This is a genomic window from Streptomyces filipinensis, from assembly GCF_014649495.1.
In the GTDB taxonomy this organism is placed as follows: Bacteria; Actinomycetota; Actinomycetes; order Streptomycetales; family Streptomycetaceae; genus Streptomyces; species Streptomyces filipinensis.
This window is the reverse complement of the sequence record NZ_BMTD01000013.1, coordinates 66,194-91,309: the sequence shown is the minus strand read 5'-3', so window position 1 is coordinate 91,309 and position 25,116 is coordinate 66,194. Positions and strand designations below refer to the sequence as shown.

The window sequence follows — 25,116 nt, the reverse complement described above, 5'->3', positions numbered from 1 at the left end:
GCCTTTCGACAGCTCACCGCTGGAGACCGCCCTTGGCCGACCGGTGCGCACCGCCCTCGCGTGCGGTGTCCCGGCAGCCGGTCCAGGTGTGTGCCTCCTCGGTTTGGGCCGACCATGGATGGAGACAGCACGCCCGCCGGTACGGCACAGGCCGAGGCGCCGAGCGGGAAGGAAAGTGAGACATGGGCACGACGGAGTCCTCCCGAGCAGGCGACGGCCGGTCAGCAGCGGGTCGTGCCGCGCCGCCCAGCGGCCTGCTCGATCTGCTCAGCGTCGCCGCGGTGGTGCTGAACTCCCAGGGCCAGGTGGTCTTCTGGAGCCCGAAGGCCGAGGAACTGTTCGGCTGGACCGCGGCGGAGGCACTGGGCCAGTACGCGGCTCCCCTGACGGTCCACGAGGAGCACCAGGACGAGGTGATCAAGCTGTTCGCCGAGGTCCTGGAATCCGGCGCGGACTGGGCCGGGGCCTTCCCGATCCGGCACAAGGACGGCAGCACCCGCCTCGTGGAGTTCCGCAACATGCGGCTGCTGGACGACCTCGGTGAGGCCTACGCCCTGGGTCTCGCCGCGGACCAGGCAGCCGTGGAGCGGGTCGAGCGGGATGCGGCCCTGGCCATGCGTCTGGTGTCCCAGTCCCCGGTCGGGCTCGCCATTCTGGATCCTGACCTGCGGTACCTGGCCGTGAATCCCGCGCTGGAACGCATCACCGGTCAGTCCGCCGCCGAGCGTCTGGGCCGGTCCGTCGGCGAGATCCTGACCTTCCTGGACACGGACCCCGAGGCGCGTCTGCGGCGCGTCCTGGAGACGGGCGAGTCGGTGGTGGACCGGGACATCATCTGCCGGCCACCCAACGATCCCGACCACGAGCACGCCTGGTCCGTCTCGTACTACCGGCTGGAGGACTCCGGCGGGCGGGTGCTGGGTCTGGCCTACTCCGTCATCGACGTCACCGAACGTCACCGAGCCGCTGCCGAGGCGGCACAGGCCCGGCAACGGCTGGCACTGATCGCCACGGCTTCCGGCTGCGTGGGCACCACCCTCGACGTGGAAACGACAGCGTGCGAGCTGGCCGACGTGGTGGTACCGGTCCTGGCCGATGTGGCCTGCGTGGACGTGCTCGACAGCGCCCTCGACGGCCGCACCGCCCCGAACGAGGGCCCGGCCGTATTCCGCGCCCTCGCCGTCAGCGCGGCCCACCCCGCAGAGGCGGTCCGCGCGGCCGACCTGCCCGGGGGACTCGCCCCCTATGACAGCGACCACCTGATCACCCGGTGCGTGCGCACCCGTGAACCGGTCCTGGTGCCCCACACCACCCGGCGGGACCTGGAGCGCATCGCCCTGCACGGCGAGGCCGCCTCCCGCCTCGCGGAGGCCGGCGTTCACTCCTACCTGGCCGTACCGCTCATGGCCCGGGGCGAAGTCCTCGGTGCCCTCGACCTCAAACGCACCCACAACCGCACACCCTTCGACGACGACGACGCCGTCCTCGCCTCGGAGCTGGCCGCCCGGGCCGCGGTCTCCATCGACAACGCCCGCGGATACCAGGCACAGCGCCGAGCGGCCCTCACCCTGCAGCGCAGCCTGCTGCCCGATCCCCCTTCGCGGCTGCCCGGCCTGGAGGTCGCCTGCCGCTACCAGCCCGCCGGCGCCGCGAGCGAGATCGGCGGCGACTGGTACGACGCCATACCCCTCCAGGGAGACAAGACCGCCCTGGTCGTGGGCGACGTCATGGGCAGCGGCATCAAAGCCGCCGCCACCATGGGCCAACTCCGCAGTGCCGCCCGCGCCTTCGCCGAACTCGACCTCGCCCCCGCCGAGGCCCTGCGTCACCTCGATCACCTGACCGAGGGCGCTGAGCAGGCCATCACCACCTGCATCTACTGCGTCTACGACCCTCACCAGGGCGAGTGCGAGATCTGCCTCGCCGGTCACCTGCCCCCGGCCCTGATGCGCCTCGGCCACGCAGCACAGCTGCTCGACCCGCCCACCGGCACACCGCTGGGCGTCGGCGGGGTCCCCTTCGAGGCCACCACCGTCGCCTTCCGCCCCGGCGACATGCTGGCTCTCTACACCGATGGCTTGGTGGAGACCCGGAGCGAACCCATCGACGCCCGCCTGAACACTCTCCTCGACGCCCTCACCGCGACCCGTGGCCACGATCTGGAAGACACCTGCGACCGCGTCCTGGACCTTCTGCGCTCGCCCGGCGGCGAGGACGACGTCGCGCTGCTCATCGCCCGAGCCCTGCCCTGAGCGTCGGCGAGGGCGGCCGGTGCCCTGCGCCGCCCCGGCCGCAGGGGAGCCCGGCAGCCGGATCGCTCGTAGATTGGTATCGGACAGTCGCGCTCGTCGGCTGAAGAGAGCGCGCCATGACAGCGGAAGTCAACTTCACGGCCTTCTTCGACGCCCTGCCGGAGAACCCCGGCGTACCCGGCGCCGCGGAACGGAACGTCAAGGCGTCACTGGACCGGGTGCTGGACACCGGGGCCCCGGACGCCCTGGTCCTGCAGCGGTACGACATCCCCGTCTCCGACCGGCAGGAAGGGTTCGAGGAACGGTGGTGGTCCGACATCCACACCCCGATCCCCGGACCGGACGGCAAGGTGAAATGGATCGTCCAACGATCCGAGGACGTCACCCCCTTCGTCCACTCACGCCGGGCACGCCGGCTCACCGAGGAGCTGACCGAACGGGAAAAGGGCCTGGCAGCGGAGCTGTACACGCGGGCCCGGGAGCTGTCCCGGCTGAACCAGGAACTGCGCCGGGCCCACGCGCGTGAACGCAGGGTCGCCGTCGCTCTGCAGGAGGCCATGCTCCAGGCTCCCGACCTGAACCAGCACAACGGCAGCATCGCCGTGCGGTACCTGCCGGCCACGAGGTCCCTCAACGTGTGCGGCGACTGGTACGACGTCGTCGACCTGCCACCCGACCGCTACGCCGCGGCGGTCGGCGACGTCGTCGGCCACGGCCTGCAGGCCGCGGCCGTCATGGGCATGCTCCGCAGCGCGCTGAGCGCGGCCATCCGGGCCATCCCCAGCCCGGCTCAGGCCCTGGAAGTCCTCGGCCTGTACGCCCGCTCCCTGGAAGGCGCCACGGCCGCCACCGCGGTGAAGGTACTCATCGACACCCGCAGCCGACTGATCGTCTACAGCAACGCAGGTCACCCACCCCCCGTCCTGCTCCACCCCGACAGGAGCTGCGAGCTGCTGGACCAGGCCACCGATCTGCCGCTCGGTGCCCGCCCGTACCACGTGCCCCGCCCCCAGGCTGGTCTGTCCTACACGCCGGGCGACACCCTCGTGCTCTACACCGACGGGCTCATCGAACGCCACGACGAGGACATCGACGTCAGCCTGGCCCGCCTGACCTCAGCCCTTGCCGGGGACAGCGCCCTCGGCCCCGACCACCTGGCGGACGCGTTGCTGGCCCGCCTCGGCGTCACCAGCGGTGCCCGCGACGACATCGCCCTGATCGTCATCCGCCTCTGACCCCCTCAGGTGCCCGTGGCCCGCAAGGCGCGGTGCGCGGTGGCGCGCAGGTGGGTGAGGACGTCCGGGTCGGCGTCCAGGGTGTGGTCGGTGTCGAGGCCGGCCAGGGTCTGGGCGATGCGGGGCAGGTGGTCGTCGGAGGCGTCGACGCGACAGGTGCGGTCGTCCATGGGCTGGAGGCGGGTGGCCAGACCGCGGGCGCGGACGTGGTCGGCGGAGGCGTGGACGGTGGCGATGGCGCGGGAGCGGGTCGGGGCGGCGGAGAGACGGGCCGCGACGAAGGCACCGGGGTCGTCGCCGGGGGTACGGGACGGGGCGGGACGCGCCGGCCGGTGGGACGGGTCTCCTCGATCCCGGCCAGGGCGCCGGCGGCGGTGCGCAGGGCGACGGCGAGGGCGACGGCCTCCTCGGCGTCGAGGAGGAGCGGCGGCAGGTCGCTGCCCGAGATGAGGCGGTAGCCGCCGGCGTGGCCGCGGGCGCTGCCGACGGGGTAGCCCAGTTCGCGGAGCCGGTCGCCGCGCAGCGCCGCGCCCGGCTCGTCCTCCGCCACAACGCCCGACCATCCGGTGGAACGGCCGCGTCATCGGCACCTGGGCCCAGCACGCGGACGGGCACATCAACCACCACCTCCTGACCGACCCCGCCAGCCAGGCCCGCACCGCCGTCGAGACCGAGATCCACCGCACCCTCGCCTTCCTCGACGGCACCCGTGTCACGCCCTGCTACCGCACCCCTTTGGAACGCAGCCTCGCCACCTGACAGCGGGAACATGCGCGGCCGGCGGCCGCCCGGCACGCCGCTGGGCTGGGGCGGGTTCCGGATCGCGCCCGGCCTGTCCGCCTACAGCGACGCGAGGTCGTCGGCCAGGTCGGCGAGGCCGAGCGAACCCTGGGTGAGCGCTTTCATGTGCCAGGTCCGCAGGTCGAACCCGGCGCCGAGGCGGCGGCGGGAGGCCTCACGCCCCTGCAGCCAGGCGCGCTCTCCCAGCTTGTAGCCGATGGCCTGGCCGGGCCAGCCGAGGTAGCGGTCGATCTCGCTGGTACGGCGGGCCGTGTCGCTGCCGTGGTGGGCGGCCATGAACGCCGTGGCGAGGCCGGGGGTCCAGCGTTCGCCGGGATGGAAGCCGGAGTCCGCAGGAATGGTGAGTTCCAGGTGCATGCCGATGTCGATGATCACCCGGATGATGCGGAGCATCTGCTTGTCGAGGTAGCCGAGGCGGCGGGCGGGGTCGGTCAGGAAGCCCAGCTCGTCCATCAGACGCTCGGCGTACAGGGCCCAGCCTTCCTTGTTGGCACTGACCGCGCCCAGGGTGATCTGGTAGCGGCTGAGGCGGTCCGCGGCGGCGGTCCACCGCGCGGTCTGCAGATGGTGCCCGGGGACACCCTCGTGGTACCAGGTGCTGACGAGCTCCCATGTGGGGAAGGACTGTTGGCCCAATGTGGGCAGGTAGGCGCGGCCGGGGCGGCTGAAGTCCAGGCTGGGACCGGTGTAGTAGGGGGCGCCGGAGCTGCCGGGCGGCGCGATCCTCGTCTCCACCCGGCGCAGGGGGCCCGAGATGTCGAAGTGGGTGCCGTCGAGGGCGTCGATCGCCTCGTCCGTGATCTGCTGGAGCCAGGCGCGGATGTTCTCCTCGCCCACGACGGTGTGTCCGTGCCGGTTGAGGTGGTCCATCGTCTCCCGGACGCCCCCGCCCGGGAGGATCCGGCCGGCCTCGGTCCGCATCTCGGCGACCGTCCGGTGGAACTCCTCCCAGGCCCAGGCGTACGCCTCGGCCGGGTCCACCCCCGCACCGTTGGCCCAGCGGGCCGAGCGGAGGTAGCGCTCACGCCCGACGGCGTCCGGGGTGCCGTCCGCGGCGGGCAGGTAGGTGTCGCGCAGCCAGTCGCGGAATCCCGCCACCGCGGTCGTGGCCCGGTCGGCGGCGGCGTCCAGTTCGGGCCTGAGCCCCTCCGGTCCACCGGCCACGAACGTGGCGAACCAGCTCGTGCCGCCGTTGTCCCGGCCGGTCCAGGCCGCGAGCTGCCCGATGACGGCCCGGGCCTGGCGGGGCGCGCACAGCAGCCCGCCGGCGATGCCCTCGGCCAGGGTCGTCCGGTAGCCGTCCAGCGCGCCGGGCAGGTTGCGCAGCCGCCCGGCGACCGTCGCCCAGTCCTCGTCCGTGTCGGTGGGCATCAGGGTGAAGATGCCCCGCACCTTGTGCAGGGGCGAGTTGACGTTGCGCAGCTCGCGGAAGTGGTCACCCGCCTCGTGCAGGGCCAGTTCCGCGGTCAGCCGTTCGCGCAGCAGACGCGCGCAGTTCCGCTCGACGTCCTCGAACACCACGCCGTCCTTCTCGGCGTTCCGCTCGACGGCGTCGAGCGCGGACAGTGTTCGCCGGGCCAGTTCGGCGAGCGCCTCGAAGCCCTGCGGAGACAGGTCCGGCTGCCGGCCGTCCCCAGGAGACAGGCCGAGTCGGGTCGCGATCATGGGGTCGAGGGCGGCGACCTGCGCGACGTGGTCGTCGGCGATCCGGCGCGGGGTGCTCAGCTTCTCGGACATGCCGCTCATGCTGACGTATCGTCGCCGACGGCGTCAGCCACGCGCCGTCGGCTTTCGGCCGCTGGGCGCGCGGCACGGAAACCACGATGCGGCCGGCGGCGGGGAGGGATGTCCGCTCTCCGGTGTGGGGCGACGAGGCCGGTCGCACCGGTGAACGCGCAGCCTCTCAGGTGGCGGCGGGCGGGATGTTCTGGTTGGCGTGGAAGAAGTTGTCGGGGTCGTAGGTGCGCTTGATCGCGGCCAGACGGTCGTAGTGGTCGCGGTACGTGCCCCGGACGCGGTCGGTGCTCTCCTGTTCGCCCAGGAAGTTGATGTAGGCGCCGCCCATGGAATGCGGGTGCAGGTCGGTCCAGTAGTCGACGCACCACTGGCGGATCAGACCGGCGTTGGCGGGCTCGGGGTCGATGCCGGCGATGACACCGGACCACACGGCGTGCCGGTAGGCCCAGGCCGTGTCGCCGGGCTCGACACGGCGGGTCGCCCCGTCCACCGGGTACATGTGCATCGTGGACAGGCCGGTGGGCAGGTTCTGTCCGTACTTCTCGTGCACGGCGACGGCGTCGTCGGAGATGGCGTCGAAGAAGTCGCCGCGCCAGTACCACTGCAGGCCCCGGGGGATGATCTCGTCGAACATGGTCTGCAGGGCGGGGTAGGGCATGGGCGTGGTGAGGTGGAAGGCGGGCGGACCCGGCGCGTTCACGACGGTGAGCACCTTCTCCAGGCGGTCCCCGTCCAGGTCGCCGGTGTAGCACCACACGACCCCGCACATCTTCTGCCCGTGGATCGGCTCGGGGAAGGGCGGCCCGGCCGGAATGGTCAGCAGGGCGAAGAAGCCGCTGAGGTCCTCGGGAGCGGCGGGCAGGAACTCCCGGTACCACTGCAGCACTTCTCGGGTGCGGTCCACGGGCCAGACGGTCACGGCGACGCCGACGGCGTCCACGGGGTGCAGCCGGAACGTGAAGGACGTGACCACGCCGAAGTTGCCGCCGCCGCCCCGTAGCGCCCAGAAGAGGTCCGGGTGGTCGTTCTCCGACGCGGTGACGAACGTGCCGTCGGCGAGGACGACGTCGGCGGCCAGCAGGTTGTCGATGGTCAGACCGTACCTGCGGGTCAGGTGCCCGTGCCCGCCACCGAGGGTGAGACCGCCGACCCCGGTGGTCGACATGATCCCGGCCGGCGTGGCGAGACCGAAGGTGTGGGCCGCATGGTCGAGGTCACCCAGCCGGCTTCCGCCACCCATCCGCGCGGTCCCCGCCTCCGGGTCGACGTGCACCCAGCGCATCGGCGACAGGTCGAGGGTCAGCGCGTCGTCGACCAGGCACAGCCCCGGACCGCTGTGGCCGCCTCCCCGCACCGCCAGCTCCACCCCCGTGTCCTGGGCGAAGGAGAGCACGGTCCGTACGTCCGTCACGTCGACGCACCCGGCGATCGCGGCCGGTCGCCGGTCGATCATGGCGTTGTAGATGCTGCGGGCTTCGTCGTATCCGGGATCTCCCGGCGCGAGAACGGGACCCCGCAGCGCCTCACGCAGACTTTCAAGAGCTGGTCCGTTGATACCGCCCATGGTTGACACCCCTGCTCACGCGCGTGACACGCGAACGGACGGGAGCGCGACGTCCGGGCAGGCAGCGAGGGCGTGAAACGCGGATCCGTGCGCGCCTGTGATGAGGACCGGCAGGGTGCCGCACCCGTCAGCGGCAGCATGCAGCATCCCGTCGGCAGCCATTGTCCGCCCGGCCGCATCCCGCCGCACGCCGGAACCGCGGCCCGGCACGGTGCCCCCGCCGTCCGCCAGAGGCGGGGCCAGCTCTCCGGGGCGTCACGGATACCGGCCCGCCTACGGGTCGGGGCGCCTCTCGTCGGCGTACTCGTCCGCGTATTCGCCGGTGACCAGGTAGACCATGCGCCGGGCGACCGAGACGGCGTGGTCGGCGAAGCGTTCGTAGTAGCGGCCGACCAGCGTGACGTCGACGGCGGTCTCCACACCGTGCTGCCAGCGGTCGTCCATCAGGTGAGGGAAGATCATGCGGTGCAGTTCGTCCATGCGGTCGTCGTCCTGCTCCAGCTGCAGCGCCGCGTCGACGTCCTTGGTGAGGAGCACCTCGGCGGTCTGCGCCATCAGGCGCTGCGCGAGCTGACCCATTTCCAGAACCGTCCGGTGCAGGTCGTCGGGCACCACGTGCTCCGGGTAGCGCAGCCGGGCGAGCTGGGCCACGTGCCGGGCCAGATCCCCGCACCGTTCCAGGTCCGCACTCATCCTGAGGGAGGCCACCACGGTGCGCAGGTCGGTGGCGACGGGTTGCTGCCTGGCCAGCAGGGCGATCGCCCGGTCCTCCAGGTCCCGCTGGAGGTCGTCGATCTTCACGTCGGCCGCGATGACGCCCTCGGCGACCTGCAGGTCGGCGTCGAGCAGAGCGGTGGAGGCGCGGCCGATCGCGGACCCGGCCAGCCGGGCCATCTCCACCAGTCCGTCGCTGAGCGCGGTCAGCTCCTCGTGGTACGCCTTACGCATCGCATGACCTCCTTGCTGCATGTGCGCTGCGCCCGGGCCCGTGCCGGACGCGCGTACGTCGCTGCGCCTCGGCGGCGGCACGGGGCGGCTCAGCCAGGGGCCGATCTGGCGCCGTGCCCGAACCCACCGACATGAAGTCCCGTCCCAGGCCGATGGGAGCGATGGGGCCGGTGCCCGTCAGGTGTCCGGCACAGCGCGATCAGCGCGGCGTCGTCGTCCAGACGTCCGTCGACGTGATCGATCAGATCGCGGCGGATGTGGTGCAACAGCTTCTCCGGGCTGGCCCCGGCCCACTGGACGGCCCGTTCCGTGAGCGGGTAGAAGACGCCGTCGGCATCCCGCGCCTCGATGACACCGTCGGTGTAGAGCAGGAGGGTGTCGCCGGGCTGGAAGGAGAACACATCGACGGTGTAGTCCCCGGGTGCCGTCCCGTGGACCCCGAGAGGGGGCGCCGGGTGCACCGGAACGGTGACGGCGCTGCCGGGACTGAGCAGAAGGGGCGGGGGGTGGCCGCAGCTGAGGATCCGGGTGACGTGGCCCTCGTCGGAGATCTCCACCAGCATCACGGTGGCGAACCGCTCGCCCAGTTCTTCCTCCGTTTCGAGCTCGGGCAGATTGCGGGCCACACTTCGTTCCAGGGCGGCGGCCAGCGTGGGCAGCGAGGTGTGGTGGTGGGCCGCTTCCCGGAAGGCGCCGATGAGGAGCGCGGCCTCACCGATGGCGGACAGGCCCTTGCCGCGGACGTCCCCGATCATGACCCGCAGGCCGTTGTCGACGGGCGTCGCGGCGTACAGGTCACCGCCGATCTGTGCCTCGGCCTCGGCGGCCAGGTACAGACAAGCGATCTTCATGGAGCCGATCTGTTCCGGCAGTGGCCACAGCAGAACGTGCTGCGCGGCCTCCGCGATCATGCGCACCTGTGCCAGCTGGCGCATGCGGCGCTCGCGCATGACGCAGTAGATCACGGTCAGGGCCGACAGGACGGTGAGGGCGAGGAGTTGCACCAGCACGTTGCGCGAGAACAGCACCCCGAAGTGCCAGCCGATGTACGCCTGCGCCCCTACGGTCAGGAAGCCGACCAACCCGGTCAGCCACGGTCCCGCGAACGAGACAGTGATCGCGGGGGCGATCACCAGCAGCGGACCGAGATGGATGTCGGCCGGGACCAGCTGGTCCACCACCGTGATGATGACGATGAGCACGATGGGAATCACCAGCAGCACATGACTCGACTGCCATGGTTGTCGCACACCGGCAGCGTCTCGCCGGACATTCACGCCTTCCACAGTGCACCATCGGGGCACCGCTGACGAGCGCGCCCCCGGTCCGCCGCCTCTCCGGCGCCGGCTCTCCGGGCTGTGGTGGCTGTCGTAGGCCCAGCACGCACGACTTGCCGTTGACCTTCTTCGTGTACTCCATGTACTTGGCGGCGCCGCCGGTGATGTGGATCTCCTTCCAGCCGGAGCACCCGTCGGCCGCGGTCTCCACGTTTTCGGCGGACCGGGCGGACCGGGCGGACGGCGTGGCCGGTGCGGGAGCGACGGCGGTTTCGGGCCGCCGAAACTCACTGACGAAGAACTGTTATCCGGGGCGCCTCCAGCGGTCTCCCAGGTATCGGACACAATCGTTCGGCCTCGGAGATGGGAAGCACTTGTTATGAGCACGCAGGACGCGATGGAGACGGCGGTACTGGTCACGGCCGCCCGAGAGGGCGATACGCGGGCTCAGGACGCCCTGGTCAACGCGTACCTCCCGCTGGTCTACAACATCGTCGGCCGGGCTCTGAACGGCTCGGTGGACGTCGACGATGTGGTCCAGGAGACCATGCTGCGGGCCCTGGACGGGCTGGGCGGACTGCGGACGCCCGAGCGCTTCCGTTCCTGGCTGGTGGCGATCGCGATGAACCAGGTCCGGGCGCACTGGGAGAACCGGCGTTCCGCCCCGGGTGCGGTGGAGGAGGCCGAGGACCTGGCCGATCCCGGTGCTGACTTCGTCGACCTGACCGTGGTCCAGCTGCAGCTCGCGGGACAGCGCCAGGAGACGGCGCAGGCGACGCGCTGGCTGGAGCCCGACGACCGGGGACTCCTGTCACTGTGGTGGCTGGAGTGCGCCGGCGAGCTCACCCGGGCCGAGGTCGCCGCGGCCCTGGACCTGTCGCCCGAGCACACAGCGGTCCGGGTCCAGCGGATGAAGGCGCAGCTGGAGGCGGCCCGGGTGGTGGTACGAGCGCTCGACGCACGGCCCCTGTGCGAGGAACTCCGGACTGTCCTGGCTGCCTGGGACGGCAGGCCCTCGGCTCTGTGGCGCAAGCGAATAGCCCGGCACGCGCGCGGCTGCCCCCGCTGCAGCGGACTGTGGAGCGGACTGATGCCCGCGGAAGGGCTGCTGGCCGGTCTGGCGCTGGTGGCGGTGTCCTCCGCGCTGGTGGCCCGGGAGTTCTCCGCTTCGGGGACGCTTGTCCAGGCCGGTTCCGCCGCACCGATGGAGGGCGCCGACGGCGCCACCCGACCGCGCCCGGGCGCCGCACGACGCGGTGGTGGCCGCGACGCGGGCGCCGGCTCGCGCAGCCAGTCCCGTCGGCGTCGGCGCACGCGGCGCCGCGCCGTCGGCGGCGCCGTCGTTGCGGCCTGCGTCGCGGGAGGCGGATGGTGGTACTTCGGTACGGACTCCGGCACCGGCGGCGACCGGACGCAGGCCGAACGAAGCGCGGCCGCCCCCGTCCTGGACCTCTCCACACCCAGCGCCGACGCTGTGTCGCCGTCGGCCTCGCCCTCCCCGTCCCCGTCCGCGTCGAAGACGAAGAAGCCGCGCGCTGCCAAGACGACGAGCCCCGCCAAGAAGAGCGGGCCCACTGCCCGGCAGTCCACCCGGCCGGCCCCGGTCCCGGCGAACACACCGCAGGCCGCTTCGACCCCCTCCGACACGGTGGACCAGGTGGTCGCGCTGGTGAACAAGGAGCGGGCCACTGCCGGCTGTGGTCCGCTCGCCGAGGACCCGCAACTGCAAAGAGCCGCCCAGGCCCATTCCGACGACATGGCCGCTCGGCACTTCTTCGACCACACCAACCCGGACGGCGCCGACCCCGGACAGCGGATCACCGCCGCCGGCTACCGCTGGTCCACGTACGGGGAGAACATAGCTCAGGGTCAGCAGACCGCCGCTTCTGTCATGAACTCCTGGATGAACAGCCCGGGCCACCGGGCGAACATCCTCAACTGCTCCTTCAAGGACATAGGCGTGGGCGTCCACCGGGGCACGGGAGGCCCTTGGTGGACCCAGGACTTCGGCGCCAAGCAGTGACGCACCGCCCCACCTCGGGTGCCGTTCCGACGCGGTCCGGCCGGTCGGGGATGGGGCGGCGTGCCGCTGCGGGGAACGGATCGCGCGGGAGACAAGCGCCGCTCCCCGCAGCGGAGTTCTGAGGTGCTCACGTCCGTCAGCCCAGGGCGGTGGCGGAGGGGACGACGACTCCGTACAGGTCGGCGACGGTCGCGAGGGCGCTGTGATGGAGCTGCTCGGCGGACACCTCGGCCACGTCCGTCCTCAGCGAGCGCGTGGCGGTGGCGTCGGCCACCACGGTGGGCCGGTTGCCGCGCAGGAACGCGCCCTGGGCGGTGAACGCCACGCACATGTGCGTCATGAAGCCGGCCAGCACCAGGTCGCTGTTCCCGGCCTCGTCGACCAGGTCGCCGAGGTTGGTGCCGTGGAACGCGTCCGGTGCCTGCTTCGTGACGACCGGCTCACCCGCAAGGGGCGCGACCCTCTTGTGGATCTGCCCGATCTCGGCGTTCAGGTCGTACGGGCTGCCCTCGCCGCCGTCGTGCTGGACGTGGATGACCTTGGCGCCGGCCGCGCGGGCCGTCTCCAGCAGTTCCGCCGCGCGGTTGAGAGCCGCCTCCCAGCCCTCCAGCTCCATGACGCCCTGGGTGTAGGTGTTCTGGAGGTCGATCAGGATCACCGTCGACTGCCCGATCCGGGCCGGGGTCTGGTCGAGGGCACTGAGGTCACGCAGGGTTTTCGAAGACACAACTGCCCTTTCTCGCAAGGAGTTCCGCACGTCGCGGCCAGGTGAGGCGGCCGAGACGACCGTACGGTCCGGCCCGGTCGGAGGCAATGTGAAAACGTGTGGAAAAGACATGCGGGAGTCACGCCCCGGCATGATCTTCGACGGCGCGCCGATCGGCTCGGTCACGATCCTGCGGCGGAGGGATCACGAGCCGCCTCCCGGTGGTGGCCCAGTGCCGGGGTGCGTCGTTGACCGGGTATGAGCGCTGTGACGGAGGACGGAGACAGTGTGGTCTTCGCTCAGCTGACCGACGCCACCCGCCTGGACGACCAGGTGGGGGACTGCCGCTGGTGCCGGGCTCTGTTCGGCCACGGCGACCAGCGGAACGGGTCGGTCCGGGCGGGCCATGACCTCACCGGTCGGCTGGTTCAGCTGCGCGTGGTCATACTGCCGGTCGCCGTACTCACGGTCGTCGCCGCGGTACTGGCGGAGATGCTCGGCTGAGCCGTGCCCGGCGTTCCGGCCGTGAGGGCGGCGAACGACGCGCTTACGGCGGTGGCCTCGCCCGGCCTGCCCAGGAGCCCGTGCCGGGCGAACGCGCGGCTCAGCGTCGACGCCGCGGAAACAGCGCGCTGAGCGTCGCGCACACGAGGGCCCCGAGCAGCAACCCGCTCCACGGCACCCCGTCCGAACCGTGCGAGACCGCCGCGTAGGCGAACGCGCCGAGGGCGCCGCCTGCCACGAAGAACACGAAGGCGCGCAGCGCCAACCACCGCCGGGGGCGACCTGTCTCCGAAGTCATGCCGGGCATTATCCACGCCGCCGACAGGCCACCGTACGGCCGGTGGGTACCTCGTCAGGAGATGCGGTTCGGGCCGTGTGGAAGGACGGCTGAAGCCGGCCGGTCAGTGCCAGGAAGGCGACGAACACGCCCGTGACCGTCCAGCCGGGCCAGCCGGCCATGCCCATGTGCAGGGGATCCAGAGCCGCTTGGGGATCGGCGAACTCCTTGACCATGTCGACACTCATCGAACTCACGAACGCATGGCCGATGACGGCGGGGACGACCGAGCCGGAGCGCAGCCGCAGCCAGGTGAAGACCGGCAGGATGAGGAGGCAACTCACCAGCATGGCCGGGACCGACACGTACCAGGGCCGCCCCGGGTACTGTCCGCCCAACAGCAGCGTGGGCACGTGCCACAGGGCGAAGGCCGTGCCGGTGGCCACGTACGCCCGGACGAGGCTCCGGAGGTCACCGTCCCGGGCGAGGCGCGGGAAGAGGTAGCCCTGCCAGCCCAGTTCCTCGCCGAAGAAGAGCGGAACCCAAACCAGCATGTTCAGCACGGCTCCGGCCACCCGAGCGCCGAGCCCGTACCAGTGCACACCGCCGAACGGATAGCGGCCGGCGGCGGCGCCGATGACAAGAGCAGCCGTGGTGAGGCCGGCGGGGACGGCGAAGGCCATCAGGCACGCCCGCACAGCACGCCCCCACGGTTTCGGCCAGCGCAGGGCGAGGGCGTCCCGCACCCGGCCGCTGCGCTCGATACAGCGGACCACGAGGAGGGCGGCGAGGGCGGGGACCGCCATCGCGGCCGCGATACACAGCTGCTCCAGCGCACCGGTCGCCTCGCGTGCGCTGCCGCGCCGGTAGCCGTTGGCCAGGAGCGGTGACATGGCCGCCCACATGCCGGTGTAGGCGACGCCGAGGTAGACGATCACTCCGCGTCGCCGGTTCGTCCGCGGTAAGGACTCCGTCGAGAGCTTCATGAGGTGGACGCTACGGGCCGGCGTGACGGCGAAGAACCTGGCTGGGTCACGTATCGGAGGTGGCCCTGAAGCCACTTCCTGGGTGAGGATTTCCCCACCTGCCGAGCGGCGGTGCCGATCGTGCGTACAGGTTCTTCGCCACCGGGGCGGTGCGTCAGTAGCGGCGCGCGAGGACGCGTAGCGTCCTGCCCAGCGGCGGACTGGCAGATCCCCGCAGCACCTCGGCCCCTCGTGCCAACACCGCCTCCGCGGTGAGGAGTTCGATCTCCACCAGCGCACCGGCGAGCCGTCGGCCGGGTGCCGAGGTCAGCGCCGGCAGTTCCCTGGCGGCGAGCAAGGCGGTACGCGCGACGGCGACCTGCTCCGCCACCAGCTCCTCAAGGGCCGTGCCGCCGACGCCGGCCGCCAGGCCGTCCACGGTGACCGAGAAGCGTTTCATCATGTCGTCCGGGATGCCTACGCGTCCTTCCGGCAGGTCCTCGGCGAGGTCGTTGACGAAGTCGAGCCGCTGGCTGCCGTCGATGAAGGTCCGGCACGCGGCCCGGTACCGCGCGTCGTCGCCCTCCGGCGCGAGAAGTCCCGCGACGAGCATGAACGCCGGGTACGAGTAGGCGTCCACATAGTCCTGGTAGTCGGACTCGGTGGCGAAGCCCGCGAAGCGCAGTTCGGCCGTCGCGGTCGCCAGGTAGGTCTCCACGGTCTCGCGCATCCGGGGGTGGGCGGACACGGTGTGTACGAGCGCACGGAGCAGCGGGGTGTCACCCGCCCCCGTCCGCAAGGCCTCCCGCACCCGCCGTTCCCAGGACGCCCACGCCGTCTCGCGCTCCGCGAGGGCCCCGGTGTCCAGCAGATTGTCCCCGTGGTGCATCACAGCGGTCGCCGCCACCACATGCGGGAGCAACTGCGGTGGCAGCAGCAGTCTGGCCGCCAGGTACGCGGTGCGCCGGAAGCGTCGCACGAGCTGCCGTTGGCGGTCGTAGTCCGCACGCAATCCCGGCTCGCGGACGCCGGCTGCGTCCAGGCTCTTGGTCCACCCTCGCATGGGCCGATCCTAGACCGGGGCACCTTACCCGTTTGCACGGCAGTACGCCCCGCTCCCGATCCTGCCGGGGCGGGGCGGTGGTCAGCGGGTCGGTCACCGGACGGCGATCACGTTCGTCGCCTTGTGGCCGACGACCTCGAAGACCACCCGCTGACCCTCACGGGTGGTTTGCGTTTCCATGCCGGAGAAGGGACGGCTCTTTCCGTCCTCGTCCGTGATGACACCCACGCCGTCCGCCCTGTTGTACACGGCGATTGTTCCGAGAGGCATCGTCTTTTCCTCCGTGGGTCGGTGGCAACTGATCTCCCCCGGTGAGCAGAGCATCACCCGGCGTGACCAGCGGAGGGAAGAGTGCCTCGGCGCGTCGGCCAGTGTTTGACCGGAAGTCAGTCGTCGTCCCCGTACGTGACGGGTTTCAGGGAGGTCCCGCTAATCTCCGGGCTTGATGCGTCCGCGCCACGCGCCGGACTCGTCCCCGCGCTGTTCGATGTACTGCTTGAAGCGCTTCATGTCACCCTTGACGCGCCGGTCGAGCGTTCCGAGCAGGTCCGCCACCTTCTCGGCGGCTCCGCTGGGTTCGACGTCCATGACGAGTTCCACCCTGGTGTGCATGTCGTCCATGCGCTGGAAGCGGACCGTGCCCCTCTGGGTGGTGTCGCCTGTGGTGGTGCGCCAGGTGATGCGCTCGTCGGGAAGCTGGTCGACGATCTCGGTGTCGAACTCCCGCCGGATTCCGCCGATCTTGGTCGTCCAGTGGTTGTGCCGGTCGTCCAGTTGCCTGACCTCTTCCACACCTTCCATGAAGTCCGGGAACGTCTCGAACTGCGTCCACTGGTTGTAGGCGGTGTGGAGCGGAACCTCGACTTCTACCGATTCCTTGACTGTGCTCATCAGTGCGCCTCCGTTGCGTCGGTCTGCTGCTGGAGCCGAGTACCCATGGATCCCCGGCCGCCACCCCCGACCTCGCGCATCCCCGTTGGATCGCCGCCGCCGTGAACGTACGGATCGGCATCCCGCGTCTACGGCGAGCGGTGCTCGCCACCGCGGCCAGACGCGAGCCCACTTCTGAGGAGATGGAGCGCGCCCGCGGCACCGTGCCGCGGGCCAGGCTCGCGGTGCCGCGGCTTCAGTGCTTTCCCGCGCAGTCGTACAGGGCGAAGCTGCCCCTCGTACGCCACCCGTAGGCGCGGGAGCGGATACGTGTGCAGTGAGACTTCACCCACGTGGTGGCCGGGGTCGCCGGCCGCCGGGGGGTGAGCAGCACGTAGCGCAGCTGGTGCGTGGTGACGAGGTCGCCGAGCTGCTGGGAGGTGGGGAAGGGGGTCTTGCCGGTGAAACCGCCCATGACCAGCGTGGGCTGGGAATCGGCGCGCAGAAGGCGCTCCGCGGGGTAGGCGGCCTGGGTGGCCAGCAGGTACTTCTCGCCGTGGCGGTGCGAGACGAGGTAGTCGAGCAGGGCGGTGTCGCGGTCGCTGGGCTGGTCGAGACCCACCTGGCGGAGCGCGGACCGGTCGTGGAGGGCCTTGTGGTAGACCTTGCCGACCGGTCCGGCCGTCGGCGAGGTGGAGGCGCCCGCGTACAGCGGATCGAGGCTGGAGGCGGCCCAGCCGAGTGGTACGAGCAGGGTGGCCACGATTCCGGCGGCCAGAGACCCTTGGAGCAGCAGGTGGGAGGCGCGCGGCCCACAGATCCACAGGCCCAGCGCACCGCCCACGGCCAGGGGCACGGCGAGCACCAGCAGCCAGGACACGAACAAGGTCGGCCAGTCGAGCACCAGCGCCCAGGCCACCGTCAGCACGATGGCCGACGGCAGCGCCACGCGTCGCCGCGTGCCCGCCTCGTACTCGGACCGGAAGAGGGCGAGCCCCCCACCGGTCAGCGCTGCGAGCGCCGGGGCGATGACGGCGGTGTAGTAAGGGTGGTTGCCGTTGGAGGTGCTGAACACCATCGCGTGAACGGCCAGCCAGCCGCCCCACAGCAGGAAACCGGCACGCAGCAGGTCGGTTCGCGGCTCTCGGGCGCGCCAGACGAGGCCCAGCACGGCGGCGAGTACGGCGAGCGGCAGGAACCAGGCGACCTGCGGGCCGATCGTGTGGTTGATCAGCATTCCCCAGCCGGTGTTCCCGTCGGTCCGGCTGGCCGAGGTGCCCGCGACGGCACCGAACGCGGTGGGATCGTCGCTGAAGCGGCTCATGCCGTTGTAGCCGAAGACCTGGCTGAAGGGGTTGTTGTTGGAGGTGCCGTCCACGTACGGGCGGTCGGCGGCGGGCGTCATCCAGGCGAGCAGCACCCATGCGCAGGAGACGACCAGGGCGGTCGTGCCGCCCAGCAGCAGGCGCAGAACCCGCTTCAACGGCGTGCCCGGGGCGGCGACTTGGTAGACGACGGCGAACACCGGCAGCACCAGCCACGCCTGCAGCATCTTCGTCTGGAAGGCGAGCCCGACCCAGACGCCGCAGGTGATCAGCGGCAGCAGCCGCTCGGTCCGCACCGCCTTCTGCAGGGCCCCCGCGGCTGCCACCAGCAGCAGGGTGAGTGCCGTGTCCGGGATGGTGGCCCGGTTGAGGACCACGGTGACCGGCGTGAAGGTGAGCGTCAACGCGGCGATCAGTGCGGCGAACGGCCCCGCCCACTCCCGGACGATCCGGTGGAGCAGCCACACCGTGAGCACGCCCTCGACGACCTGCGGCAGCGCGGCCGCCCACGTGTGCGGGCCGAAGAGCCAGACGGTGGCGGCCTCGGGCCAGAAGGCGCCGGGCAGTTTGTCCAGGGTGATGGAACCGCTGGGGTCGAGACCGCCGAAGAAGAAGGCGCGCCAGCTGGTGGCCATCGACCGTATCGCCGCGCTGTAGTAGGGGTGGATCGCGGCGCGGTCCAGGCCCCAGGCGTACAGCACGGTGGCGACCAGCAGGACCGCGGCGAGCGCCGGGCGCTCCCAGCGCAACGGAGCTGCCGGCCCTCCCCCCGGCAGGGGCGATGCCCGGGGTCGGCGGGGGTGGCCGGTGGGCTGGTCGGTGGAGGTGCTGGCCATGGGTGGTCCTCGGATCAGTGGTCAGGCGGTGCGGTGGTGGTACGGGCGGCGGTCGGCTGGGAATCCGCAGGCCTGGCCGGCGGATTGCCGTAGTGCGCGGTGGGGGAGACGCGGTCGTCCGGACGTCGGCCGTGATGCCCTCCGGCAGCCGGATTCCCGGGGCGGTCCGCTGCTCCGCGGTCGGCGAGGCCTGCGGAAGGCCCGCGGAACCGGGGCTGCCCAGGCCGGTCACGGTGAGCGCCGGCACATCCGGCGACAGCATGACGAGCGGGGCCCTCGGCGGGCGCACCCCCGCCGGAGGGCGGAACGGTCGGACGGAGGGTGCGGTGTCGGCGCGGCGCCCGGGAAGCGGTGGGCAGGGCAGCGGATCCTTTCTCAACCGGCGACGAGCGCTCGAATGTTCGACAATCGCACACTTTATCCCCAGGGGGTCACGCGCCCCGGTACCCCCGTGTACCTACGGCATGCCCCTGGGGCGTGTCCTCGTCAAGCCAGGGCAGCCAGAGTCGTGGGCCGTAGGACGGATACTCGTGCGAGGCCCGTCCCACGGACGTCCGGTCAACGGACGAAGGAGATCTCCGGGTAGGTCCTGGAGGGTCCGTCCATCAGGGGGCTGTGCTGGTGACGCAGCTCCTGGTCGAAGTAGGCGGCGAGGTACACGCGCTGGACCTTGATCGCCCGGTCGGGGTCGATCGTGCCGTACTGCTGCCGCACCTGGTCCGGCGAAAGCCCGAGCAGGGGCGCAACCTGCGGCACGAGCCACTCGTTGTCGCTGAACGACAGGTGCCTCGAACCGTGGAGCTGGATGTCGACCCGGTATCCCTTGAGATGCGGCCACAGCTTGCGCCACGACGAGTCGTTGTTGCGGTTGTGCGTGCCGGAACTGAAGAGCATGAACGGGCGGCTCAGGTCCTTGCCCGGCGCCGTGCCGAAGAACTGGCCGTCCAGGTTGGCCCCGGCGTCGATGCGGTGGTCGAGCTGCATGGCGGTGTCCACCGCGGCGCCGCCCAGCGACCAGCCGAACATCCCGACGCGGGACGTGTCCACGACCTTCGACAGACCGGAGGGGAGCTTCGCGTGGTCGAAGTCCGGGTTGCCGCCCTTGGCGATGGTGCCGAGCTGGTTGATGACGAAGCGGATGTCGGCAGCGCGCACGTTGAGCGTGTCGGAGGAGTGCGCGCCGGCCGGCATGGTGTTGACCTCCAGCCGTCCGCCCGGGAACTCCACTTCGTTGGCGTCGTGCGTGTGATCGACGGCGATGACGATGTAGCCACGGCTGGCGAGATCCTCGGCCAGGGCGGTGCCCATCGCGCGGTCCGAGTGCAGCCCGGTCGAGTACAGGAGCACGGGCAGCTTGCCGAGCTTGGTGGTGACCGGTGCCAGGACGTGGCTGGCGGTCTGCGGCAGCGTGACCTGCTGCGGCGACAGGCCGCGCGAGGCGAGGAAGTGGGAGCCCGAGATCGACGGCATCCACGGTGCCGACGCGTGTCCGGACGTGGAGGACGCCGGATACCAGTACGTCACCATCACCTCGCGCGCCCGGTTGCCGGTTACGTACGGGTCAGTGCGGGACTTGTCGACGAGGTGCTGGCTGAACGTGCCGACCTGGTAGCGCCCGCTCGGCGCGGGAAGTCTGAGCTGGACGGCGGAGGCCCGGCCGCTGCTGAGCGAGGCGGACGGGTGGGCGCCCTTGGGCGGGACCGCACTGTCGTTCTCGGGCGCCCAGTTCGGGGTTCCCTGGACGGACGACGACCCGCCGGCTGTGGGCTTGGGGGTGGCCTTCCCGGCGGCCATCGACGGCGTCACCCCGGCACTCAGGGCGACGGCGAGCACACCTGCGGTACCGACCGCTCGGGCTATGAGTCTGCGGCGGTGGCGCGGTCTGCGGTGTTGCATGGAACTCCCCTGGTGATCACAGGCCATCGGCCCGGCGATTGTCAGGGGCACACCGTACCGTTGCTCCCATCGCCCAGCCGACGACTCACGCACGTAGCCGTCCCGGACTGGCGCACCACCCTGCACGGCGTCAACACCAGCGTCGGCTGTCGACTATTGACGCAGAACACGGGCTCGCAGTTCCAGAAGGTCCACGCACGCGGGCAGGCTCGGTCTCGGCGGTCCGGCGAGTTCGAGCATCGCCGCGATCGCCGGTATATGACGACCGGCGGCGATCAGACCGTCAACCTCCGCTCGCGCCTCCGGCGCCAGACGGCTCCACAAAGATTCGTCCACGCGGCCATTGAACACGGAGACCGACCCCTACGGCGTTCCCGTTTCGGGGCACGGGGAGCGCGGGATCACCCGGCCTTCATGTCACCGTGACCAGCGCAACCCGCCCGCATGGTTCCGATAACATGATCGAACCCATGAACGATCGCCCTGAAATCTGACAAATCGGCTGAAAAATTGATATCCAAAGCGTCGCGGGCATTCTCGCGGAAAAGCTACAGAGCCCTTTTCGCCGTGTGGCGTCAACCACGGGCGATCCTGTGGGCTGCGGTAGGCGTGATGGCCCTCGGGTTCCTCGTCACGCTGGAGATCGCCGCTCGTCGTTACGGCCTGCCGGGGCCGATCACCAACCAGGCGCGAGAGGTGATCTTCGCCCCGAAGTCGGGGCCGCTGCTGTATGCCGGCATGGCGTTGATGATGGTCGTGCTCACCTGGCGGCAACGGTTCATCGCGGCTGGCGTCGCGGTCGGCATCGACGTCGTCTTCGCGCTGGGGCGGTGGGCGGTCGGCGCCAAGGTGACCGACGGACACCCCTTTGGAAACGGTGCATTGTGGGTGATTCTTGGCTATGCGGTCATCGCCCTCACGCGTCGCACCGGCTCCGAACGCGTCCTGCTGCTGAAGGGCGTCGGGCTGGGCCTGCTGCTCGTGGCCGGCCGCAAGACCGGCGACACCTGGCTGCTCATCACCTCCAAGACGCGCCCGACGGTACTCGACCAGTACGTGGCCACCGCCGATCACGCGTTGGGCAACCCGTCGTGGCTGGTCGGCCGATTCGTCGCGGCCACCGGCCCGATCGGCGCCCATGTTCTCGACTACGTCTACGTCCAGCTCGCGGTGGCCGCGGTCGTCGTCGCGCTGTACCAGCTGCGCAACGTGGCGGCCGAGCGCCGCTTCCCGAGCCATCACCTGGTGCGCACCTTCCTGGTGATCGGCCTCCTCGGGCCGGGCATCTACATGATCTTCCCAGTGGTCGGACCGGTCTTCGCCTACGGCCCGGGCGCCTTCGGCACCGGAGGCGAGCACTGGGCGATCGCCAGTCTGTGGCCCCACACGCCACCGCCGATCCACCCGCACGCGATGTCGTTCGACGCGCTCACCCCCCGCAACTGCATGCCCAGTCTGCACACAGCCTGGGCCACCGCGATCTTCATCCACACCCGTAAGGGCCCACGGGTTCTTCGTTGGGCAGGCACGTTCTGGCTGATCGCCACGCTCGGGGCGACGCTCGGATTCGGCTACCACTACGGTGTGGACCTCGTTGCCGGCGCGGTGTTCTCGGTCACGCTCGAGGCAGCGCTGCGCTCGCTCGACCGCGGCTGGGACCGGTCGGGGACCCTGTTGGTCACTTACGGGACAGTCGTCTTCGCCGCGCTCTTGACGTCTTATCGCTTTCTGCCGGTGGAGATGGCCGAACATCCGTGGCTATACGGGCCACTTCTCATTCTGGCGATGGCATCGGTCGTCTACGGCTTCGTGCGCACCACCAAAAGATGGGAAACGCACACCGGAACGGTCCAGCAACCGGAGCCGCAACCCGCACTGGCATGAGGCATGTCGCACCAGGTGCGCGCCGGGCGCTGCCGCCGGCGTACGTCGCGCACGACTGGTCGGATCGACGCCGCCGCCGGGCACGGCACGGCTCTACCAGATCAGGCACCAATAGCCTCCGGAGTTCCCGATGCCGATGCGCGTGCCTTGCGGGACGAGGCTCGGGTCGGGACGGCCCACGGCGGCCAGCGAGCACGCGGGGTCCCCGACCGCCCCGGCGGCGGCCATGCGCTGCGCGGCGGCGACCGCCGCGGGGGAGGTGTACCAGGTCGTGGTCGGCGGCCCGGCGCCATGGGCCGTCGGCGTGGAGGTGGGAGTGGGGGACGGCCTGGAGGTCGGCGGCCGCGACTGTGTCGGCGTGGGGGACGTCGGGGGCCGTGAGGGCGGTGCCGGGGGCGGGGCCGCGGTGGACCGGGCCGGTGCCGGTGTCGCTTGCGGCGGACGGGGAGTGGGCGTTCGTACGGCCGGCGGGGGAGCGGTCGTCCGGCGGTGGGTCGGCCGGCTGGTCGGTGCCACCGGGTGCGGGGGCGTCGCCGTCGGAGTCGGTGTCGGCCTGGGCACGGCCGTGCCGGTCTGCTTCGGTGCGGGGCTGGACGTTTCCGGCGCGGGTGTCTTGGAAGGCAGCGGACGCGACGTCGGCGGGGTCAGGGTCCCCGAGGCCGACGGGTGTGGCCGGGGCGTTCCGCCCTCCGGCATCGCCAGCCATATGCCGAGGCCGCCGAGGATGAGCACGGCAGCACCGGCCGCGATCCACGGGGCCCTCCTGGGAGGGCGCCGGTGACGGCTCATGTCTCCCACTGTCAGCCAGCTCGTCGGGGACTTCAACCGGGGCGCGGACCCCGCGCCTCGGCGGGCCTCTGGTTCGCGGCTGCCCCACGGGCGCGCCGGGTGAGCGCAGCCGCATCCAGCCAGGTCATCGTCACGATCGCCGACACCGCCACGCTGACCTGCGAGAAGGACGGCCGAGTCCCGGCCGGCCGTGATCGAGTTCAGACCGGCCTGAAGATCACGGGTCTCCGCCGATATCTCCGCGACTCGGCCCCCGTAGCCGTGGCAACCTGCCGCCATGCCAGCTGAGCTGCGAGAACATGCGGGGCGTCACTACGCCGTCCAGTTCCACTACGCCTTGCCCGACGACGCGTGGGCCGTGGAACTGAGCGAGGCCGAGCCGGCGCCCGCAGCGTGGGCCGAGATCCCCGGCACGGAGAAGTACCTGCCGGGCGCCGCCTTTCTGGTGGCGTATGTCCCCGACGAGGATCCGGATCTGGAACCGACCGTTCACATCCACAGCCACGACGAACATGTCGTCCCGTACGAGATCATGCGCTGGTTCATGGAGCAGGTGACCGAGCAGGTGGAACGCTGCCGCAGTGTGCGGCGGCCCTCGCCGTAGGTGCCGAGATCCTGTAGGCGCCCCGGCTCAGCCGACGAAACGAGCTTGCGTGTCCTTCAGCGTCACGCCAGGAGGGCGGCGCCGGCCGCGACCCTGACGTCCCACCGGAACCGTCGCCGCTGCACGAGCCCACCCACCGCCTCTCCCCGCCCCTGGTCGAGGAGTTGGGCCGCGCCCTGGCCGGCTACCAGGGCGCGGTCGCCGTCACCCACGACCGCCGCATGCGGACCCGCTTCACCGGCAGGCACCTGGAACCGAACGCCGGCCGTGTCGCGCAGATCGAGACCTCGGCCGGACGAGCCCGCGGAGCGTCGTCGTGTCTCATCCGGCACAGGTCGGCCTGGCAGCAGACCGGCGTTCGCCGCGGGGCTCCCCATCAGCACCGTGTGGTTGAGCTGGTTTCACATCAGCGGCGCCGACGGGCGTTGAGCCGGGCGGCCTGGCGCGTCAGGTGGTCGCGCTCGGCGAGGCTGGGGGCGTCGTGGGCCGCCTCGGCGTACAGCCGTGCCGCTGTGGCCAGGTCGCCGTCGCGCTCGTGCAGGTAGGCCGCCACCGCGGCGTGGCGGGGCAGCGAGGCGTCCAGGGCCCCGAGTGCGGCGAGGCCGGCGCGCGGTCCGTCGGCCTCGCCGACGGCCACGGCGCGGTTGAGCCGGACGACCGGGTTGTCGGTCAGACGCGTGAGCTCGTCGTACCACTCCACGATCTGCACCCAGTCCGTCTCCCCGGCGCTGGGCGCGTCGGCGTGGAGGGCCGCGATGGCGGCCTGGGCCTGGAACTCGCCCAGCCGATCACGGGCGAGGGCCGCCTGCAGGATGGTGACGCCCTCGGCGATCAACCGGGTGTCCCACCGGCCGCGGTCCTGCTCCGCGAGCGGCACCAGGCTGCCGTCGGGCGCGGTCCGGGTGGCGCGCCGGGCGTGGTGGAGCAACATGAGGGCGAGCAGCCCCGCCACCTCGGGGTGGTCGACCGCGGCCGCGAGCTGCCGGGTGAGCCGGATCGCCTCGGCGGCGAGGTCGACATCGCCGGAATAGCCCTCGTTGAAGACCAGGTAGAGGACGCGCAGCACGGTGGCGACATCGCCGGGCTGGTCGAACCGCACGCCGGAGACGGTGCGCTTGGCCCGGCTGATGCGCTGCGCCATGGTCGCCTCAGGCACCAGGTAGGCCTGGGCGATCTGGCGGGTGGTGAGCCCGCCGACGGCGCGCAGCGTGAGCGCGACCGCCGACGACGGCGTCAGTGAGGGATGGGCGCACAGGAAGTACAACTGCAGTGTGTCGTCCCCCGCGGGCGTGGGCCCGGGCGCCGGCTCCTTGTCGACGAGGTCCTCACGCCGGCGGCGGGCGACGTCTGCCCGGGTCGCGTCGAGGAACTTGCGCCAGGCAACGGTGACCAGCCAGCCCTTCGGGTCGCGCGGCGGGTCGGCGGGCCAGACGCGGACCGCCTCGAGAAGGGCTTCCTGCACGGCGTCCTCGGCCGCCGCGAAGTCGGCTCCGCGGCGGACGAGGATGGCGAGCACGCCCGGCGTCAGGCTCCTGAGCAGGGCCTCGTTCATCTGCGAGG

Annotated in this window: 21 protein-coding genes and 2 pseudogenes; 8 read left to right on the top strand and 15 right to left on the bottom strand. The window is 71.3% G+C overall.

Annotated elements, in window-relative coordinates:
• Positions 1–182: 182 nt before the first annotated feature.
• Positions 183–2,252, top strand: coding sequence for a SpoIIE family protein phosphatase (locus IE244_RS26950; RefSeq protein ID WP_191876162.1), 2,070 nt, complete (start codon positions 183–185; stop codon positions 2,250–2,252).
• A gap of 116 nt (positions 2,253–2,368) precedes the next feature.
• The gene (locus IE244_RS26945) at positions 2,369–3,487 is read left to right on the top strand and encodes a PP2C family protein-serine/threonine phosphatase (protein WP_191876161.1); all 1,119 of its coding nucleotides are present in this window, start codon (positions 2,369–2,371) and stop codon (positions 3,485–3,487) included.
• A 5-nt stretch (positions 3,488–3,492) separates the two neighbouring features.
• Here the strand turns inward: IE244_RS26945 and IE244_RS42215 are convergent, their stop codons facing one another.
• The 6 genes and pseudogenes from IE244_RS42215 to IE244_RS26920 all read right to left on the bottom strand — a co-directional run bounded on the left by IE244_RS42215 (position 3,493) and on the right by IE244_RS26920 (position 9,787).
• Entirely contained in the window at positions 3,493–3,657 is a 165-nt protein-coding gene (locus IE244_RS42215; RefSeq protein ID WP_229854344.1) for a hypothetical protein, read from the bottom strand.
• A gap of 166 nt (positions 3,658–3,823) precedes the next feature.
• A pseudogene (locus IE244_RS43400) lies at positions 3,824–4,001 on the bottom strand (DNA-binding transcriptional regulator); the annotation flags it as partial.
• 326 nt (positions 4,002–4,327) lie between these two features.
• Positions 4,328–6,025, bottom strand: coding sequence for a DUF885 domain-containing protein (locus tag IE244_RS26935; RefSeq protein WP_191876160.1), 1,698 nt, complete (start codon positions 6,023–6,025; stop codon positions 4,328–4,330).
• A gap of 166 nt (positions 6,026–6,191) precedes the next feature.
• Positions 6,192–7,589 (bottom strand): FAD-binding oxidoreductase, encoded by a 1,398-nt coding sequence (locus IE244_RS26930; RefSeq protein ID WP_191876159.1) that lies wholly within the window; start codon positions 7,587–7,589, stop codon positions 6,192–6,194.
• A 273-nt stretch (positions 7,590–7,862) separates the two neighbouring features.
• Entirely contained in the window at positions 7,863–8,537 is a 675-nt protein-coding gene (gene phoU, locus IE244_RS26925; RefSeq protein WP_191876158.1) for a phosphate signaling complex protein PhoU, read from the bottom strand.
• Positions 8,538–8,626: 89 nt separating this feature from the next.
• Positions 8,627–9,787 carry a PP2C family protein-serine/threonine phosphatase gene (locus tag IE244_RS26920; protein ID WP_191876157.1) on the bottom strand — a complete coding sequence of 387 codons (1,161 nt, stop codon included), beginning with the start codon at positions 9,785–9,787 and terminating at the stop codon, positions 8,627–8,629.
• 406 nt (positions 9,788–10,193) lie between these two features.
• Here IE244_RS26920 and IE244_RS26915 point away from each other — a divergent pair, with 406 nt between their 5' ends.
• Positions 10,194–11,837, top strand: coding sequence for a sigma-70 family RNA polymerase sigma factor (locus IE244_RS26915; RefSeq protein WP_191876156.1), 1,644 nt, complete (start codon positions 10,194–10,196; stop codon positions 11,835–11,837).
• 136 nt (positions 11,838–11,973) lie between these two features.
• On the opposite strand, the gene IE244_RS26910 is transcribed toward IE244_RS26915, so the two are convergent.
• The gene (locus IE244_RS26910) at positions 11,974–12,564 is read right to left on the bottom strand and encodes a cysteine hydrolase family protein (RefSeq protein WP_191876155.1); all 591 of its coding nucleotides are present in this window, start codon (positions 12,562–12,564) and stop codon (positions 11,974–11,976) included.
• A 237-nt stretch (positions 12,565–12,801) separates the two neighbouring features.
• On the opposite strand from IE244_RS26910, the gene IE244_RS26905 reads away from it, so the two are divergent.
• Positions 12,802–13,047 (top strand): hypothetical protein, encoded by a 246-nt coding sequence (locus IE244_RS26905; protein ID WP_191876154.1) that lies wholly within the window; start codon positions 12,802–12,804, stop codon positions 13,045–13,047.
• A 100-nt stretch (positions 13,048–13,147) separates the two neighbouring features.
• Here the strand turns inward: IE244_RS26905 and IE244_RS26900 are convergent, their stop codons facing one another.
• The 7 genes from IE244_RS26900 to IE244_RS26870 form a co-directional block, all read right to left on the bottom strand.
• Positions 13,148–13,345, bottom strand: coding sequence for a hypothetical protein (locus tag IE244_RS26900; RefSeq protein WP_191876153.1), 198 nt, complete (start codon positions 13,343–13,345; stop codon positions 13,148–13,150).
• A gap of 8 nt (positions 13,346–13,353) precedes the next feature.
• A complete protein-coding gene (locus tag IE244_RS26895; protein ID WP_229854343.1) occupies positions 13,354–14,310 on the bottom strand; it encodes a CPBP family intramembrane glutamic endopeptidase in 957 nt (318 codons plus the stop codon).
• 154 nt (positions 14,311–14,464) lie between these two features.
• Positions 14,465–15,352 (bottom strand): phytoene/squalene synthase family protein, encoded by an 888-nt coding sequence (locus IE244_RS26890; RefSeq protein ID WP_191876152.1) that lies wholly within the window; start codon positions 15,350–15,352, stop codon positions 14,465–14,467.
• Positions 15,353–15,445: 93 nt separating this feature from the next.
• Positions 15,446–15,622: a S1 domain-containing protein gene (locus IE244_RS26885; protein ID WP_191876151.1), complete on the bottom strand. Its 177-nt coding sequence runs from the start codon at positions 15,620–15,622 to the stop codon at positions 15,446–15,448.
• Positions 15,623–15,781: 159 nt separating this feature from the next.
• Positions 15,782–16,243: an SRPBCC family protein gene (locus IE244_RS26880; protein ID WP_191876150.1), complete on the bottom strand. Its 462-nt coding sequence runs from the start codon at positions 16,241–16,243 to the stop codon at positions 15,782–15,784.
• A 235-nt stretch (positions 16,244–16,478) separates the two neighbouring features.
• Positions 16,479–18,383 (bottom strand): ArnT family glycosyltransferase, encoded by a 1,905-nt coding sequence (locus tag IE244_RS26875; protein ID WP_191876149.1) that lies wholly within the window; start codon positions 18,381–18,383, stop codon positions 16,479–16,481.
• A 558-nt stretch (positions 18,384–18,941) separates the two neighbouring features.
• The gene (locus IE244_RS26870) at positions 18,942–20,279 is read right to left on the bottom strand and encodes an alpha/beta hydrolase family protein (RefSeq protein WP_229854342.1); all 1,338 of its coding nucleotides are present in this window, start codon (positions 20,277–20,279) and stop codon (positions 18,942–18,944) included.
• A gap of 612 nt (positions 20,280–20,891) precedes the next feature.
• On the opposite strand from IE244_RS26870, the gene IE244_RS26865 reads away from it, so the two are divergent.
• From IE244_RS26865 to IE244_RS42210, 4 genes and pseudogenes are all read left to right on the top strand, one after another.
• Positions 20,892–22,163, top strand: a complete 1,272-nt coding sequence (locus tag IE244_RS26865) for a phosphatase PAP2 family protein (RefSeq protein ID WP_191876148.1) — start codon at positions 20,892–20,894, stop codon at positions 22,161–22,163.
• 130 nt (positions 22,164–22,293) lie between these two features.
• Positions 22,294–22,944, top strand: coding sequence for a hypothetical protein (locus IE244_RS26860; RefSeq protein WP_191876147.1), 651 nt, complete (start codon positions 22,294–22,296; stop codon positions 22,942–22,944).
• Positions 22,945–23,229: 285 nt separating this feature from the next.
• Positions 23,230–23,556 (top strand): hypothetical protein, encoded by a 327-nt coding sequence (locus IE244_RS26855; RefSeq protein ID WP_191876146.1) that lies wholly within the window; start codon positions 23,230–23,232, stop codon positions 23,554–23,556.
• 119 nt (positions 23,557–23,675) lie between these two features.
• Positions 23,676–23,852 (top strand): annotated as a pseudogene (locus IE244_RS42210) (tylosin resistance protein TlrC); the annotation flags it as partial.
• Between the two features lie 110 nt (positions 23,853–23,962).
• On the opposite strand, the gene IE244_RS26845 reads toward IE244_RS42210, so the two are convergent.
• Positions 23,963–25,108 carry an RNA polymerase sigma factor gene (locus tag IE244_RS26845; RefSeq protein ID WP_191876291.1) on the bottom strand — a complete coding sequence of 382 codons (1,146 nt, stop codon included), beginning with the start codon at positions 25,106–25,108 and terminating at the stop codon, positions 23,963–23,965.
• Positions 25,109–25,116: the final 8 nt, after the last annotated feature.